10 protein-coding genes and 2 pseudogenes are annotated in these 15,197 nt (G+C 46.5%); 4 read left to right on the forward strand and 8 right to left on the reverse strand.

Features of this window, described 5'->3' with window-relative positions; translation table 11 throughout:
- The 3 genes from ICN47_RS02225 to ICN47_RS02235 all read left to right on the forward strand — a co-directional run bounded on the left by ICN47_RS02225 (position 1) and on the right by ICN47_RS02235 (position 2,654).
- Positions 1-309, forward strand: a complete 309-nt coding sequence (locus ICN47_RS02225; protein WP_216218256.1) for a winged helix-turn-helix domain-containing protein — start codon at positions 1-3, stop codon at positions 307-309.
- A gap of 90 nt (positions 310-399) precedes the next feature.
- Positions 400-1,002 (forward strand): FMN-dependent NADH-azoreductase, encoded by a 603-nt coding sequence (locus ICN47_RS02230; protein WP_216218257.1) that lies wholly within the window; start codon positions 400-402, stop codon positions 1,000-1,002.
- 155 nt (positions 1,003-1,157) lie between these two features.
- Complete coding sequence (locus ICN47_RS02235; protein ID WP_216218258.1) at positions 1,158-2,654, forward strand: hypothetical protein; 1,497 nt, start codon at positions 1,158-1,160, stop codon at positions 2,652-2,654.
- 1 nt (position 2,655) lies between these two features.
- On the opposite strand, the gene ICN47_RS02240 is transcribed toward ICN47_RS02235, so the two are convergent.
- The 7 genes and pseudogenes from ICN47_RS02240 to ICN47_RS02270 form a co-directional block, all read right to left on the reverse strand.
- A complete protein-coding gene (locus ICN47_RS02240; RefSeq protein ID WP_216218259.1) occupies positions 2,656-3,246 on the reverse strand; it encodes a mobile mystery protein B in 591 nt (196 codons plus the stop codon).
- Positions 3,240-3,698, reverse strand: coding sequence for a mobile mystery protein A (locus ICN47_RS02245; RefSeq protein WP_216218260.1), 459 nt, complete (start codon positions 3,696-3,698; stop codon positions 3,240-3,242). Before ICN47_RS02245 ends, ICN47_RS02240 begins: the two co-directional genes overlap by 7 nt.
- A gap of 259 nt (positions 3,699-3,957) precedes the next feature.
- Positions 3,958-4,203: pseudogene (locus tag ICN47_RS02250) on the reverse strand (4-oxalocrotonate tautomerase family protein); the annotation flags it as partial.
- Between the two features lie 532 nt (positions 4,204-4,735).
- Positions 4,736-6,247, reverse strand: a complete 1,512-nt coding sequence (locus ICN47_RS02255) for an efflux transporter outer membrane subunit (RefSeq protein WP_216218261.1) — start codon at positions 6,245-6,247, stop codon at positions 4,736-4,738.
- A complete protein-coding gene (locus ICN47_RS02260) occupies positions 6,244-9,402 on the reverse strand; it encodes an efflux RND transporter permease subunit (protein WP_216218262.1) in 3,159 nt (1,052 codons plus the stop codon). The genes ICN47_RS02255 and ICN47_RS02260 overlap by 4 nt, the downstream gene beginning before the upstream one ends.
- 23 nt (positions 9,403-9,425) lie before the next feature.
- On the reverse strand, positions 9,426-12,512 hold the full coding sequence (locus ICN47_RS02265; RefSeq protein ID WP_216218263.1) for an MdtB/MuxB family multidrug efflux RND transporter permease subunit: 3,087 nt from the start codon (positions 12,510-12,512) through the stop codon (positions 9,426-9,428).
- A 21-nt stretch (positions 12,513-12,533) separates the two neighbouring features.
- The gene (locus tag ICN47_RS02270) at positions 12,534-14,102 is read right to left on the reverse strand and encodes an efflux RND transporter periplasmic adaptor subunit (RefSeq protein ID WP_255538885.1); all 1,569 of its coding nucleotides are present in this window, start codon (positions 14,100-14,102) and stop codon (positions 12,534-12,536) included.
- Between the two features lie 214 nt (positions 14,103-14,316).
- Between ICN47_RS02270 and ribA the strand changes: the two are divergent.
- A pseudogene (gene ribA, locus ICN47_RS02280) lies at positions 14,317-14,735 on the forward strand (GTP cyclohydrolase II RibA).
- A 225-nt stretch (positions 14,736-14,960) separates the two neighbouring features.
- Here the strand turns inward: ribA and ICN47_RS02285 are convergent.
- On the reverse strand, positions 14,961-15,197 hold a 237-nt coding region (locus ICN47_RS02285; RefSeq protein WP_216218265.1), incomplete at its 5' end, for a hypothetical protein.

Genomic DNA, 15,197 nt, shown 5'->3' on the forward strand with positions numbered 1-15,197 from the left:
ATGAATATCAATAATTATTGCGCTATTTTTGAAGCACTAGGTTTTGAGATTAGATTAAAAATATTTAAATTCATTATTCAATCCGGAAATGAGGGTGTTGCACCCAAACATATCATTAAGGAATTTGATGTTGACTCGGGTACTTTATGCTTTCATCTTAAAAAGCTAGAAAAGGTAAAGTTGATTGCAAAAAAAGCAACTGGAAAAAGAGCAAGTTATTGCGTCTCTCCTGCTATGCCAAAAGCAATTATGCAGATATTTCTAGCAGAGCTTGTGAATGAGAGTGTCGGGCTCATGCCGCTAGTCTAATTAGCTCTTGATCTTCAGCCGGAGTGCCAATGAGTCCGTTAAAGTCCACTAGTGTTATTGCATAATGGGGCTATATAAATAGGCTTAAATATGAATAACGTACTGTGTCTTAACTGCAGCATACAAGGTGATAGCAGCCAATCACGACAGTTGTCTAATAAACTGCTTGAGCGTATTAAAAAAACGTATTCCAGCGTCAAAATTGTGAGTCGCGATTTAGTAAAGGATCCACTACCCCATTTAAATGGCGCGCAATTTAATGCGTTCATTACGCCCCCTGAGCAGCGTACTAGTGCGCAAAAAGTACTTGCTAGGCAATCCGATGATCTAATCAAAGAAATTGGCGATGCAGATACGGTAGTACTGGCTTTGCCTATGTATAACTTTGGAATTCCATCTCAGCTTAAATCTTACTTTGATAATTTAGCTAGAGCAGGTATGACCTTTAAATACACAGCTACTGGTCCTGTAGGTTTGCTAACCGGTAAAAAGGCGGTTGTTCTAGCTACTCGGGGTGGCCTCTATTTTGGAACTGATAAAGATACCCAAACAAAATACGTCAGAGATTTCCTTAGTTTTATCGGCATTACCGATGTGGAGTTCATTTACGCAGAAGGCTTGGCTATTTCATCAGAGCAAAAGGCCATGAGCTTAGAGCTCGCTAATGACATTATTGAGGCGATGAGTCTATAAAGCGCTATTTGCTCAACGTTAATAAACGCTTATTGCGGTAAAAATTTTGGTTAGACCCAGTCGTAATAATTTCTACCCCTGATGGTGCTAGATAACGCTCGAAATTAATTCAAAATATATCCCGCACATACCGATCCTGACTTTATAAATAAGATGTGCACCAAGACTCCAAATCTCTTCAACAAAAATGGAGTGCCCGCATTAAACATGCGCGCACTCATTGGGCGACTTTTCATAAGCGGGTAAAACATAACCGAAATACCGTCTCTGGATTCAACTGGAATGCAGATCCTGCTGGCAAGGACTTCTATAGCCTTAGAGCAAATCTCATCCATGGAACTATCTCTGCTGTACTACCTAACGTCTATGCTCGTAACCCAGAGATCTCAATAGCCCCAGCCCATTCGGGCGCGGACATCAAACTCTTTTGCAATACCCTAGAGAAGGTTACCAATAGGGCCTTAGAGCAAGCCCAACTAAAGAATCGAGCCAAGTCCACTGTTAGAGCGGCGCTTACTTGCAGTTTCGGAATCTTAAAGGTGATGTATCAAAGAGACATACATGAAGATGCCTATATTCAGGGACGTATTAATGACCAACAAGAAAATAGATTAGCGGTCAGAGATCTACAACAAGACTTAGAAGATGGCAGTCAGAAAAAACACCATGAAGAAAAAGAGATTGAATTAGAAGAGCAATTGCTAGGCATACATGAGCAATCAGAGGTTTGGTCTGCTGAGGGTCTAGTTATCGATAGAGTCCTTACAGAAAACCTTCTGATTGATCCATCCGTCTGCGAGTTTTGGGATTACACCGACGCTGATTGGATGTGCCAGGTTATCCCTATGAAGCGAGCGCAGGCTGAGGCTTTATATAAAAAGAATCTCGCTAACGCTAAGATCTACCAAGCAGGCCAAAGCGAACCCTCGCACAAGAAGACCAAGCGCTTAGCCTCAATGCAACTGGAGGCTGGACCAGTTACAGACGATCAGCAAATAGCCGTCCTGGAGATCTGGGATAGAACTACTCAGCGCGTATACACAATGGTGGAGGGCGCGACCGAGTGGCTACGTGAAACAGCACAACCCAATCGTAGCGAAAACCGATTTCAAAAGATGGCTAATACCAACCGGGATCTTGTCAAAGAGAACGATGTGCTCAAGTCAAAGGTGGAAGACCTTTTGGATAAGTTGCATAGCTATAAAATTGAAGGTGAGCTGGTAGGTAGCATGATGGATTCAGTAGATCGCAATAAGAAAGAGAAGTGGCACGAAAAGCCGGGACAGCCCTACCTAAACAAGGATCACTTCAGCGTTGTTAAAGAGGCTAAGCAGGAAATGCTCAAGTACCTTTCTACAAGACAGGGCGAGATTGATCATTGCTATAAGTCTGAGCTCTTCGCTAAATATATGGATGACCCGTTTTACATGAATGTATTCGTGCAAAACCATGGCGTATTTGAATGGTGGCCAGTGATTGATTCGATTTACAACTCCATAGGCTTACCAAAACCAGACTGGTCTAAGGTAAAGGTTACGAGCCATGCGCCACAACCGATTAGAGCTAGAACAGCTACCTTGGGATCACCTGTTGCAAGCTCTGAACAACCCATGGATCGTATAGCTCAACACCTAGGCAATATGGGTATCTAGGCTATTGCCTAGCAAATAGCATTAAGGGCGCGATATCGCCTTTATCTGCGGCGCGCAGGGCTAGCAGGTAGTTTTGACGAGTAGTACCTGGGGTGGCGATTGAAGTATTGCCGCCCCAAGAAAATCTTTTACCACCAAGGCTGACAATCAGAGCATCAGCTATCAAGCGCGCATGACGACCATTGCCGTTTGGAAATGCATGAATCAACACCAGCTGATGATGAAAGCGCACAACAATCTCATCAATGGACATTGTTTTATTTTCAATTTGATAGGCAGTGTTATCTAAAAGATTCTTGATGGCAACAGCAATCTGAGTCCAATCAATGCCGATGCTCTTAGCACTCTTTCTGAATGTGCCTGCCCACTGCCATGTTTGATTAAACATACGGCTATGCAATTCACGTACCAATCCCTCATTCAAGCCTTGAATGATCTTTTGACGAGCAATCCAATCTGCCCCTTCGACAATATTCATTTCCTCCCAGGCATTTAAATCGGCTTGAGTGCTAATGTGCTTGGGGATGAGGCCAAGAGCTTCATCCGGATCAATCGGAGTGGCTCCTGGCGCGTATTCAAAATGCATCACCATAGATTCCTTCTAGGACCATCCAAAATCTCTTTTGCTAGTAGTTGCAGTTGCTTTTCACTGGCAGACTTGTCTACAGACTGATCCTCAAGACTCATCGAATGAGAAATAGGGCGCAGTCTTTCAAGCGCGACAAAAGTAGCGCGATCTTCCAAGATTTCCTCTAAAGATTTGCGTGGCACGAGGGCGTATTGCAACTCGCAATCTAAGGCACTAGCCAATTTACGTAGGCTAGCTAAAGTGATCTTTTCATCGGCTTCAGCCTTTTCAAGCTTGGTAATACTCGCGGGTGTAACGCCTAGCTTGCGAGCCAATGCAGAGGCTGACATGCCCAAAGATTCGCGAATAGCCTTAATCCAGCCACTACCTGGACGGGTTGGAGGACGAACTTCCCTAAGCTTGGTAAGGGCCAAGTCCATTTGATGGAGTTGTAAGTTGGCAAATTTCTTGTTCATATTGATACCTATAGGTATTAATTAATATGTCTAATTGTAACCTATGGGTATCAATTAATACACTTAATTGATACCCATAAGTATCAAATAGCTATAAAAAGGAGGGTTTTTCGCTTAAATAACAACGTCATTCCGTCAAGGGCACCCCAACGGGGTGGCTTGCGAACCCTTGATGGCCACTACCAAAGAAACGCTCTTTTATGCCCAAGGTGGCGCAATGACACATTGGGCATAAAGACTAGTGCGAAGGGGTGATTGCTTACTGGTGGTATCTGTATTCCTGGGTCTTCCAGCCATAGCCGTAACTTGTAGCTCTAACATCTTGCACATAGATGTAACTCTCCTCATGCAAATTACCTAAGATACGGGCCAACCCCTCAAAAGCCTCTTTGATATATCTAGCCTTCTCATCCTTGGTATTGGTTTCATCAGTAATCTTGATATCAAAGTAAAAGCTATTCATTTTTTGATCGCTCAATATCTTCCCGCCAACTATCCAGCATTCAGTGAATTGACCTGATTTTTAGTACCACTCCATCAGAGAGGATTTTTGATAATTTTCATCCTAAAGGGGTATTAAATATGGCTAAAAGTTAACCTTTCAAACCTGAGCAAATCGGCATTTCTTTAAGGATGAATAAAAATAGCCTAGGCCAACTATTGTATCGGGCAAAGCTAAAACGGAAGTCAGAACTGGGGGGTATAAGGTAAAAAATGTAAAGACCAAAGCAAATCTCAGGCGTAAGCTTGATCAAATTCAAGCCCCGACCCCATTGGCAAATTTTGAAGACAGGTTGACACAAGACTGGCAGCCCTTCACCGCAGAAGGCGAGTAGCCATCCCATGCTCGGACTGATGTCTTAGTGATGGTTAGAGCCCATCGCAAATTAAATCTATTGCTTATGTCTATTGCGCTGTTAGCCTCTGTACTGCTTGCATAAAAGCTATTTCTGCATCAAGAAGAAGATCTCAATCGCGTCGATTTCATGTCCGAATTAAGTCTATCAACCCTCTAAATGCAATTGATCTGCACAGATTTATTTATCTGCAATTTGATTGACGTCCCAGCCGCCGCCAAGCGCGGTAATTAGACCAACATGGGCTGCAATTTGACGATTAAGTAGAGACATCAGGATTCGTTCATTGGATAATTCCGCCGCCTGCGAAGTGGCTACATCCAAGTAAGTAATAATTCCTGATTTGTATTGATTTTCACTGATGCGCACTGCATCTTGGGCGTGCTTGACAGCGCTTGCTTGTGACTTACTCTCACTTTGCAGTAATCTGAGGGCAACCAAGTTGTCTTCAACATTCTGAAATGCTGCCAAAATAGTTTGACGATAGAGCGCGACGTTTTGATCATAGACTGCGCCAGCTTGTTGGTATGCGCCGATTCTGAGGCCACCATCAAATAAAGGCTGTGCGATCGCGGGTCCAATTGCCCAATAGCGCAAAGGCATACTGATCAGGCCCGGCAAATCTGCACCCTGATACCCACCTGCGGCAGAGATGGTCAGCGTAGGGAAGAAGGCGGCTGTCGCCACACCAATTTTGGCGTTGGCTGCAGCCATTTGGCGTTCAGCCGCTGCAATATCTGGACGACGCTCTAAGAGCGTTGATGGCACCCCCACTGGAACATCGGGTAAATCAGCCACCAATTTGGATACTGGGCTGACTACTAAATGTGTTACCGGATCAATCGAAAGCATTTGTGGCGTGAGTGAGAAAGTGGATGGTGTCTGCCCAATCAATACGGCAATCGCATGCTCAAGTTGGGCTCTTGATAGGCTGACATCAATTGCCAGCGCGACAGTCGACTCTAGGAGGGTGCTCGCCTGAGCAACGTCCAGCTGAGTAACGATGCCAGCGTTGTATTGATTCTGGGTAATCTGGAGTGATTTTTCATAAGTTTTGATGGTGCTGTCATACATCTTGATTTGCATGTCAGCAATGCGCAGTTGGAAATACGTTTGGGCAAGGGTAGCCTGGGTTGATAGTCTAAGTGCATCGACCTGCGCAGCCGAAGCCTGCGCAGTATCTTTGCTGGCTTCAACATTGCGCCTGACTTGGCCCCAGATATCCGGTACCCAGCTTGCTCCAACATTGGCGTTGAACGTTTGGTTAACGCTAGATAGATTACCATTGCTTCCGCCGTTCACGGTTCCACGATTACCGCTGCCGTTCATCGTCAAAGTTGGGAATAGGGCGGCACGGGCTTGGGTTAATAAGGCGGTGGCTTGGCGATACTGGGCTTCGGAGGCAATGATGTTTTGATTATCAATATTGACCTTATCTATTAGCTGATTGAGGTCTGGGTCATGGTAAATCTCCCACCATTTTTCTTGCATACCCGCTTCATTTGGCTGTGCAATTTTCCAGCCATTACCACTCTTGCTATCGTCGGTTTCTTTGTAGCTGGGTGCTGTTGCGCTGTCAGGTTTGCTGTAGTCGGGGCCCATCATGCAGCTTGTCATGATCGCCAAAAGACCTATTGCACTCAGAATTTTTTTTGCAGTCTTGAGGTGAAGATTGTTTTGTATTGAATTCATTTCTTATTCCATTTCCAGGTGCGCAAACGCTCCATGTAAAGATAGACCACTGGTGTTGTGTATAGCGTGAGCAATTGACTCATGATGAGGCCGCCCACAATGGAAATACCAAGCGGCCGATGAAATTCTGCGCCATCCCCGGATCCAATGGCCAAAGGAACAGCTCCGAGAATGGCTGCCATAGTGGTCATTAGAATGGGGCGGAAGCGCAGCAAGCAGGCTTTATAGATTGCATCGTGCGGCGAGAGTCCGTCAGTTCTTTGGGCGTGAATCGCAAAGTCAATCATCATGATGGCATTCTTTTTGACAATGCCAATCAAGAGAATGACCCCAATTAGCGCAATGATGCTGAACTCAGTATTAAAGATCATCAGCGCCAGTAGTGCGCCAACACCTGCTGAAGGTAGGGTCGAGAGGATGGTGATGGGATGAATCAGGCTCTCATACAAAATGCCTAAAACTATGTAGACGGTGATGAAGGCGGCCAGTATTAACCAGGGTTGACTCGATAGGGAATCTTGAAAAGCCTTCGCTGCTCCCTGGAAGCTGGCTCTTATAGAATTCGGAACATTTAGCCGATCCATCATGGCATAAATGGCTTCTGAGGCTTGGCCAAGCGATACGCCTTCAGGCAGATTAAATGAGATGGTGGTCGCAGTAAATTGACCTTGGTGATTCACTACCAAAGGCGTATTGGTAGGACCATAACTAGAAAAAGCGGCTAGAGGCACTTGGCCACCAGTCGTTTTAGATCCGGGGCTGTGGATGGCGCTGATCGGAATCGTTGCTGCCGTAATAGATTGCGCTGCACCTACAGCAAACGAGTTAGGGGCGGGGGCAGCAGTACTGACATAAATTTGTTTGAGCATATCAGGGTTTTGCCAGTATTGCGGAGCAACCTCCATGACAACGTGATATTGATTTAAGGGGTTAAAGATAGTGGATACCTGGCGTTGCCCAAAAGCATCGTTCAGTGTTGTATCAATGAGATTAGTGGTGAGCCCTAATTTGGCTGCAGTGTCATGATTGATATTGAGAGTGGTCTGCATGCCCTTATCTTGCGCATCGGTATTGACATCCACTAGCTCTGGCAAATCTGTCATGGCAAAGCGAATCTTAGGCCCCCACGCTCTTAAATCTTCTAGGCTGTCACCAAGGAGGGTGAATTGATACAGTGCATTACTAGGTCTTCCACCAATGCGGATATCTTGTACGGGCTGTAGGTAGAGGGTAGCCCCTGCAACTGCATTGAGCTTGCGCCTCAATCTAGCGAGCACTTCGTCCATGCTGCCTTGTCGGTCACTGAGGGCTTTGAGCGCCACAAACAGGCTACCCGTATTGGTTTGACCGCCACCATTAAAGCTCACAACTTTATCAACATCAGGATCTTGCATCACGATGCTCATGAACTGACTCATCTTTAACTGCATTGCCTGGAAGGAGATGTCTTGGTCCGCCTGAATACTGCCAACAATTCTGCCGGTATCTTGCTGCGGAAAGAATCCCTTGGGGATGCTGATATAGAGATATACATTTAAGGCGATAACTGAAAATAAAACCATCATCGTCATGCGTTTATGCCTTAACGCGTATTCGAGTGAACTGGCGTAGCGCTGATTCACGTTGCTAAAAAATCGTTCGACGGCTTGCATGAAGCGGCCGCTTGTCTTTGTGCCATGAGGCTTGAGTAGCCTGGCGCAAAGCATCGGTGTCGCAGTGAGGGAAATTACTAAAGAGACGCCAATGGCGACCGAAAGGGTGATAGCAAATTCCCGAAAGAGCCGCCCAACAATGCCACCCATTAATAAGATAGGGATGAATACCGCTACTAGAGATACGCTGATGGAGATTACCGTAAACCCAACCTCTCGGGCCCCCGAGATCGCAGCCAGAAAGGGCGTCTCTCCATCTTCTATTTTTCGTGAAATGACTTCCAGCACCACGATTGCGTCATCCACCACAAAACCTGTAGCAATTGTGAGAGCCATGAGTGAGAGGTTATTAAGAGAAAAGCCGCATAAATACATTGCAGCAAATGTGCCAATCAGTGAAACGGGCACCGCAATACTAGGAATAATGGTGGCCCTGACATTACCGAGAAACAGAAATACCACCATGACTACCAAAATGACCGACAAAATCAGTGTACGCTCGACTTCCCTGAGTGAGGCGCGGATGGTAGGTGTTCTATCAAGCGCAATCTCCATATTGATTGCCGCCGGAATAGATGCCTTGAGCTGGGGGAGAAGTGCTTTTACACCTTCAACTGTATCAATGATATTGGCGCCCGGTTGTCGCCAAAGCACCAGTAGTACGGCGGGCTTGCCGTTGGCCAGGCCGCCATTACGCAGATCTTCAACAGAGTCGACAACTTGCGCAATGTCTTGAATGCGAATGGGCGCGTTATTGTGATAACCCACAATGACTGGCATGTAGTCTTGAGCAGTCTTTGAAGTATCGTTGGCAACGACTTGCCAAGCGCGATCGCCACTTTCAATTACACCTTTAGGTCGTACGGTATTTGAAGCGGCAATGGCAGTGCGCACATCTTCAAAGCCAATGCCTAATGCAGACATGAGAGTGGGGTTAATTTCTACCCGAACGGCTGGTAGGGAACTACCACCCACTGTCACCTGGCCAATGCCCTTAGACTGCGCTAGTTTTTGTGCCAGGATGGTGGAGGCGGCATCATACAGCTGTGCGCGCGGCATCGTTTCTGAGGTCAAACTCAGAATCATGATGGGGGCATCCGCTGGGTTTACCTTGCGGTAGGTGGGGTTGCTTGGTAAGCCGGTGGGCAAGAGGCTATGCGCAGCATTGATGGCAGCTTGGACATCGTTTGCTGCACCGTCGATGTTTCGGTTCAGATCAAATTGCAGGGTAATGCGTGTGGACCCCAAAGAGCTGGTAGAGGTCATTTCAGTAACGCCAGCAATTCTGCCTAAAGAGCGCTCAAGCGGAGTGGCAACGGTCGCCGCCATAGTCTCAGGGCTAGCGCCAGGGAGGCTGGCTGATACTGAGATCGTTGGAAAGTCAACTTGCGGTAAGGGCGAAACCGGTAGCAGTGTAAATGCCGTAATGCCTGCCAACACTGTGGCAATCATCAATAGGGTTGTGGCAATAGGCCGATGAATAAATGGAGCGGAGATATTCATCTGCAAATTCGTGTATTCATGGATTAAGCGCGACGACTGGCTCGATACGACTTAAGGCGACCCGAGAGTTGATTAAACGCTAAGTAAATGACGGGCGTAGTGAAGAGGGTGAGCACTTGACTTACCAGTAAGCCTCCGACCATAGTAATCCCGAGGGGATGTCGTAATTCTGAGCCGGTCCCAGTGCCCAGCATGAGGGGCAAAGCACCAAGTAGGGCTGCCATCGTGGTCATCAGAATCGGGCGCAAACGGAGTAGGCAGGCCTCATAAATGGCGTCACGTGGCGATTTGCCCTCGTTACGCTCGGCTTCAAGCGCAAAGTCGATCATCATGATGGCGTTCTTTTTGACAATACCAATCAGCAAGATGATGCCAATGACGCCAATAATCCCTAGGTCATTACCGGAGACGATGAGAGCCAGCAGGGCACCAACGCCTGCCGATGGCAAGGTAGACAAGATCGTAATGGGGTGGATATAGCTTTCGTACAGGATGCCCAAAACGATGTACATACAAATAATGGCGGCAAAGATTAGGGTGACGGTATTGCTCAGTGATGCGTTGAATGCCTTAGATGCACCTTGGAAGCGCGTGACTAAGCTGGCAGGGACTTGTAGCTCATTTTCGGCGTCGTTAATTGCCTGAACGGCATCCCCCAGAGAGGCTGTGCGACTGAGATTAAATGACACTGTTGCTGACGGAAACTGTCCCTGGTGATTGATATTAAGCGGGCCATTTCGCTCTTCAATGGTGGCAATAACGCTTAATGGAATTTGCTTGCCACCGGCACCAGGAACATAGATGTCTTCTAAGGCATTTAGGCCGACCTCAACGCTGGGGCTGGCTTGCAAGACCACGCGGTATTGATTGGTTTGGGTAAAGATGGTGGATATGAGGCGTTGACCATAAGCGTTATACAGAGCGTTATCAATGGAGGCAATCGTTACCCCTAGGCGGGCAGCGATATCGCGGTCAATATCAATATAAGACTGCAAACCCTTATTCTGTAGATCACTCGCTACCTCACTAAGTTCGGGTAGGGAATTGAGCTTTTGAATAATCTTCGGTGTCCATTCGCTTAACTCATCTGCATTTGCATCCTCGAGTGTGAATTGATACTGTGTTCTGCTGACACGATCCTCAATAGTGAGATCTTGGACGGGCTGAAGATAGAGTTTGATATCAGAGAGTTGATCCACTTTTTCTTGTAAGCGACTAAGCACTGTTTTGATGTCATCCCGCTGATCGTGGGCTTTGAGATTAATCAGCATCCGCCCATTGTTCAGGGTTGCATTCGTGCCATCCACACCAATAAAAGAGGACAGACTTTCAACATCCGGATCTTTCAGGACAATGTCGGTTAATGCTTGTTGGCGACTGGCCATTGCTTGATAAGAGATCGATTGAGGCGCCTCAGAAATCCCCTGAATCATTCCGGTATCTTGGCTTGGAAAGAATCCTTTTGGGATGAAGATATACAAGACAATTGTTAAGCCCAGAGTCAATCCTGCAACACCAAGCGTGGTTTTTTGGCGATCTAATACCCAATTCAGTGCAATGCTGTATTTGTGAATCAACTTGTCAAAAAGGGCGCCACTCCAATGGTAGAACCTAGATTGCTGATCCTCGGGAATGTGATGGAGTAGCAGCGCACACATCATGGGCGTCAATGTGAGAGAGACTATCGCTGAAATGATGATGGCTACAGCCAAGGTCACTGCAAATTCTCTAAAGAGTCTACCAACGACATCACCCATAAATAGCAATGGAATCAATACCGCAATCAAGGAGATGGTCAGCGAGATAATGGTGAAGCCAATTTGCTTGGAGCCCTTAAGCGCTGCATCCAGCGGCCTGTCACCTTCTTCGATATAGCGTGAAATATTCTCAATCATCACAATGGCGTCATCCACCACGAAGCCGGTGGCAATCGTTAAAGCCATGAGAGATAGATTATTAAGTGAGAAGCCTGCCAAGCTCATAATGCCAAAGGTCCCCATTAGAGACAGAGGTACGGCAACGCTTGGGATTACGGTGGCGGGTACGCTTCTTAAGAAGACGTAAATTACTAAGACTACCAGCAATATAGAAAAGAGTAACTCTATCTGGACATCATTCACTGAAGCGCGAATAGTGCTTGTGCGGTCTGTGAGAATTTTGACCTCCAGAGCTTGCGGCAAGCTCGCAGATAGTTGTGGCAATAGTTTTTTAATTTGATCCACAACTTGGATGACGTTGGCTCCAGGTTGACGTTGAATATTTAGGATAACGGCGGGTTGTTTATTGGCCCAAGCGCCTAAGCGAACATTCTCGGGTGCGCTGATGACTTTTGCCACATCCGAGACTCTTACGGGGGCACCATTGTTATAGGTGATGATAAGATCCTGATAACCCTCGGCAGATTTAATCTGATCGTTAGCGTCAATTGTTGAGGATTGATAAGGGCCATCAAAGCTCCCTTTGGCCGAGTTAATGTTGGCATTGCCAATGGCAACGCGGACATCATCCAGGCTTAAGCTTTTGGCAGCAAGTGCGCGAGGGTTGGCGATGATGCGAACCGCTGGCCTTTGGCCGCCAGAAATACTTACCAGACCTACGCCTGGAATCTGGGAAATCTTTTGTGCCAAGCGGGTGTCTACCAAATCCTCAACCCTGGTCAGTTGCAAAGTGGGGGATGTAATGGCTAGCGTCAGAATCGGGGTATCAGCAGGATTTACCTTGTTGTAAATCGGCGGAGCAGGTAAATCTCCTGGTAGCAAAGAATTCGCAGCATTGATGGCTGCCTGCACTTCTTGCTCAGCAACATCCATATTCAGATCAAGCGTAAATTGCAAGACGATGACCGATGCACCACCTGAACTAACGGAGGACATCTGATTGAGTCCTGGCATTTGACCAAATTGACGCTCGAGTGGAGCAGTTACCAAAGAAGCCATCACATCAGGGCTGCCGCCTGGATAAAGAGTGACTACCTGGATGGTAGGGTAGTCCACTTGTGGCAACGAGGAAATCGGCAGGTTACGATAGGCAAGAATTCCCGCTAATAAAATTGCCACCATGAGTAATGAGGTGGCAATCGGGCGAAGAATGAATATCCGCGAAGGATTCATATGAGTCTGATCATCAGTCCGTTATGGCGCAGCATTTTTCTGTTTCTGCCCTTCACGCCAGCGCGATTTGCCGGTTGTTGGGGTTGAAGCTTCACCAGTCATCACTTTGGCGCCATTACGCAATTTGTCGGTGCCATCCACCACGACAATATTGCCGGCCGCAAGACCATCCACCACCTGAACGCTGTCTCCATCAACTGGACCCAGCTTAACGGGAACAACGGAGACGGAATGATTGACATTCAGTCGATAGACAAAGGTGCCAGGCGTACCACGCTGAACGGCGGGAACGGGGATGACTACGACATCAGACAACACATCCAAGACCACTCGCACATTCACAAACTGATTTGGAAAGAGGGTCATCTCCTCGTTGGGGAAGATAGCGCGTAATTTAACAGTTCCGGTTGTGATATCAATTTGGTTGTCGATACTTTCTAAATAACCCGTCGCCAATTTTTTCTTATTGTCTGCATTCCAGGCTTCCACGGGAATAATCACTCTTTCAGGTATTGCGCTGGCATCAGAGGTTGCTGCAGGTTCGACACTAGCATCTTGGCTAATCTTGCGATGGCGCCCCTTGTGATCTTGAGATGGTTCAGTCTTGGCGCTAGCAGTCTCTACTTTCTGGGCATCTCCATTGGGCGTAATTTCAGGAGGAGGTGGCTCTTGCAGGAATTTTTTGAACGAAGGGATGACATCCTGAGGAACTGAGAATAGGACTGTCGTAGGCTGGAGCTGTGTGATAACGAAGAGACCGCTTGCATCGCTTGGTTGCACCAAGTTGCCTGGATCTACCAATCGCAAACCAATGCGACCATTAATCGGTGAGGTGATGTGGGCGAATTCCAATTGCAATTTAGCACTACTGACCAAGCCTTCGTCAGTCAGAACATTGCCCTTGTATTGTTGAACTAAGGCTTTTTGGGTCGAATAGACTTGATGGGAAATCGAATCTTGTTTTAAAAGAGTGTCATAGCGTTTCAAGTCTAATTCGGCATTATTCAATAGTGCTTTGTCCTTATTCAAAGTTCCCTCAGCTTGCTTGAGGCTAGCCTCGAAAGCGCGTGGATCAATCAGAGCTAACAATTGACCGGCCTTTACTAGATCTCCCTCTTTGAAGAAAACCTTACTTAGAGCGCCGCTGACTTGTGAATGGACGGTAACGGTGTTGCGGGGGGTAACTGTACCCAATGCGGTTTGAATGACGGTAATCTGTCCTAGTTTCACAGGAGAAGTGACCACCGAGACGGGGCGCATCCGAGCGGCACGGCTTTTGGAGTCCTCAAAGAATCCTCCAATAAAATGCCATAGGACGCTTAATAGGATATAAAGAGTTACATATACAAATATTTGAGTAGCTCTTGCACCCAATGAAAAATCAGGGTTCTTGCTGATCTTGCGGATGAGTTTTTCAAATTGGGGCTGAACATAAGCGGTGAGTTTGAGGTTCCAAGAGCAAAGCTTTTGATACGCCCAGCACAGCTTTTCTTTAGAAAAGCGGTAGATCTTGGGCCACAAAGGGAGTTGCCCAACGCGTTTTCCTAGATTCCTAATTGCTAAGTAAATTTTTTTGAGTAATTTTTTCATGGAGCCTACATTTTGACCTACCTAGTGTGCTGTAGCCATATTCAGCTGGCTCCATCAAAATCAGGCCGAAGAAGCCTAATTTGATTGCATTTAACCTTTATTAGACTGCCGAATTGGCAAATACTTACGCAGTTGGCGAAATAAGCACTATATAGCTTGAGTTGTAGCAGGTTTGCGCTGAATTTGACAGCATTCTGAATGTTTGACGGGGGATGTGTTTCATAGTTTGCGCTGCGATTGTGGTGCTCAACTAAAGACTGCTATGTATGAAATCGCTAAAGTCGGTCAAGGCGCCATCGTTTATCTTCGTCAAGAAGAGCGGGTATTGGTCTCATTAACAAAATCAAAGCTTATGAGCTGCAAGAATATGGGGCTGATTCGGTAGAGGTCAACCATCTTTTTGGATTTGATGCTGATCTGCGAAGTTATGAAGGCGCTAAAACGATATTGAGTGCGCTAAATATTTCCTCTGTGCAGCTCATGACTAATAATCCTGCCAAAATATTGGCCTTAGTAGATTTAGGTATAAACGTGGTCAATCGTATTCCATTGCATATTGACCCTTCCAATGAGAATAAGGCTTACATTGCTACCAAAGAGAAAAAGATGGGGCATTGGCCATCTAGCCCATAATTAGAGTTACCCTAACAATGCCTCTACTGCTAAGACTCGTTTGGGCGGTTTAGCCTTGTCCGTAAAGGTCTACTTCGGGTCGTTAACTGCCTGCCAGTTGTCCAAGTATTAAATGTCGGTTTACCCGACAATGCCGATGAGATGCTCACGGTCACCCAGCGTCTTACATCCCCACTCGAAACGTCCACAAAATTCCGCATTGCTCTAAACAGTCACCACATTTGCTCAGCCTACAAAGACAAAACCCCCACTATTGATAGTGAGGGTTTCTTGATACTGGTGGGTCTCGTCTCCGCCAGTACTTGATTGAGAAGCCCCTCTAGAGGGGCTTTTTCTTTTCCCTCTCAGAATTAATCCATCTATCCCATCTCTCCTTGTTGTTTTTACACGATCCCCCACTTTATTTTTACTATAGTAGTGAAGTTCAGTACTTCTGTAGTATAGTAGAGGGAATGAAGCGAC

Origin of the sequence: Polynucleobacter sp. AP-Latsch-80-C2, assembly GCF_018882185.1 — a bacterium.
Taxonomy (GTDB): domain Bacteria; phylum Pseudomonadota; class Gammaproteobacteria; order Burkholderiales; family Burkholderiaceae; genus Polynucleobacter.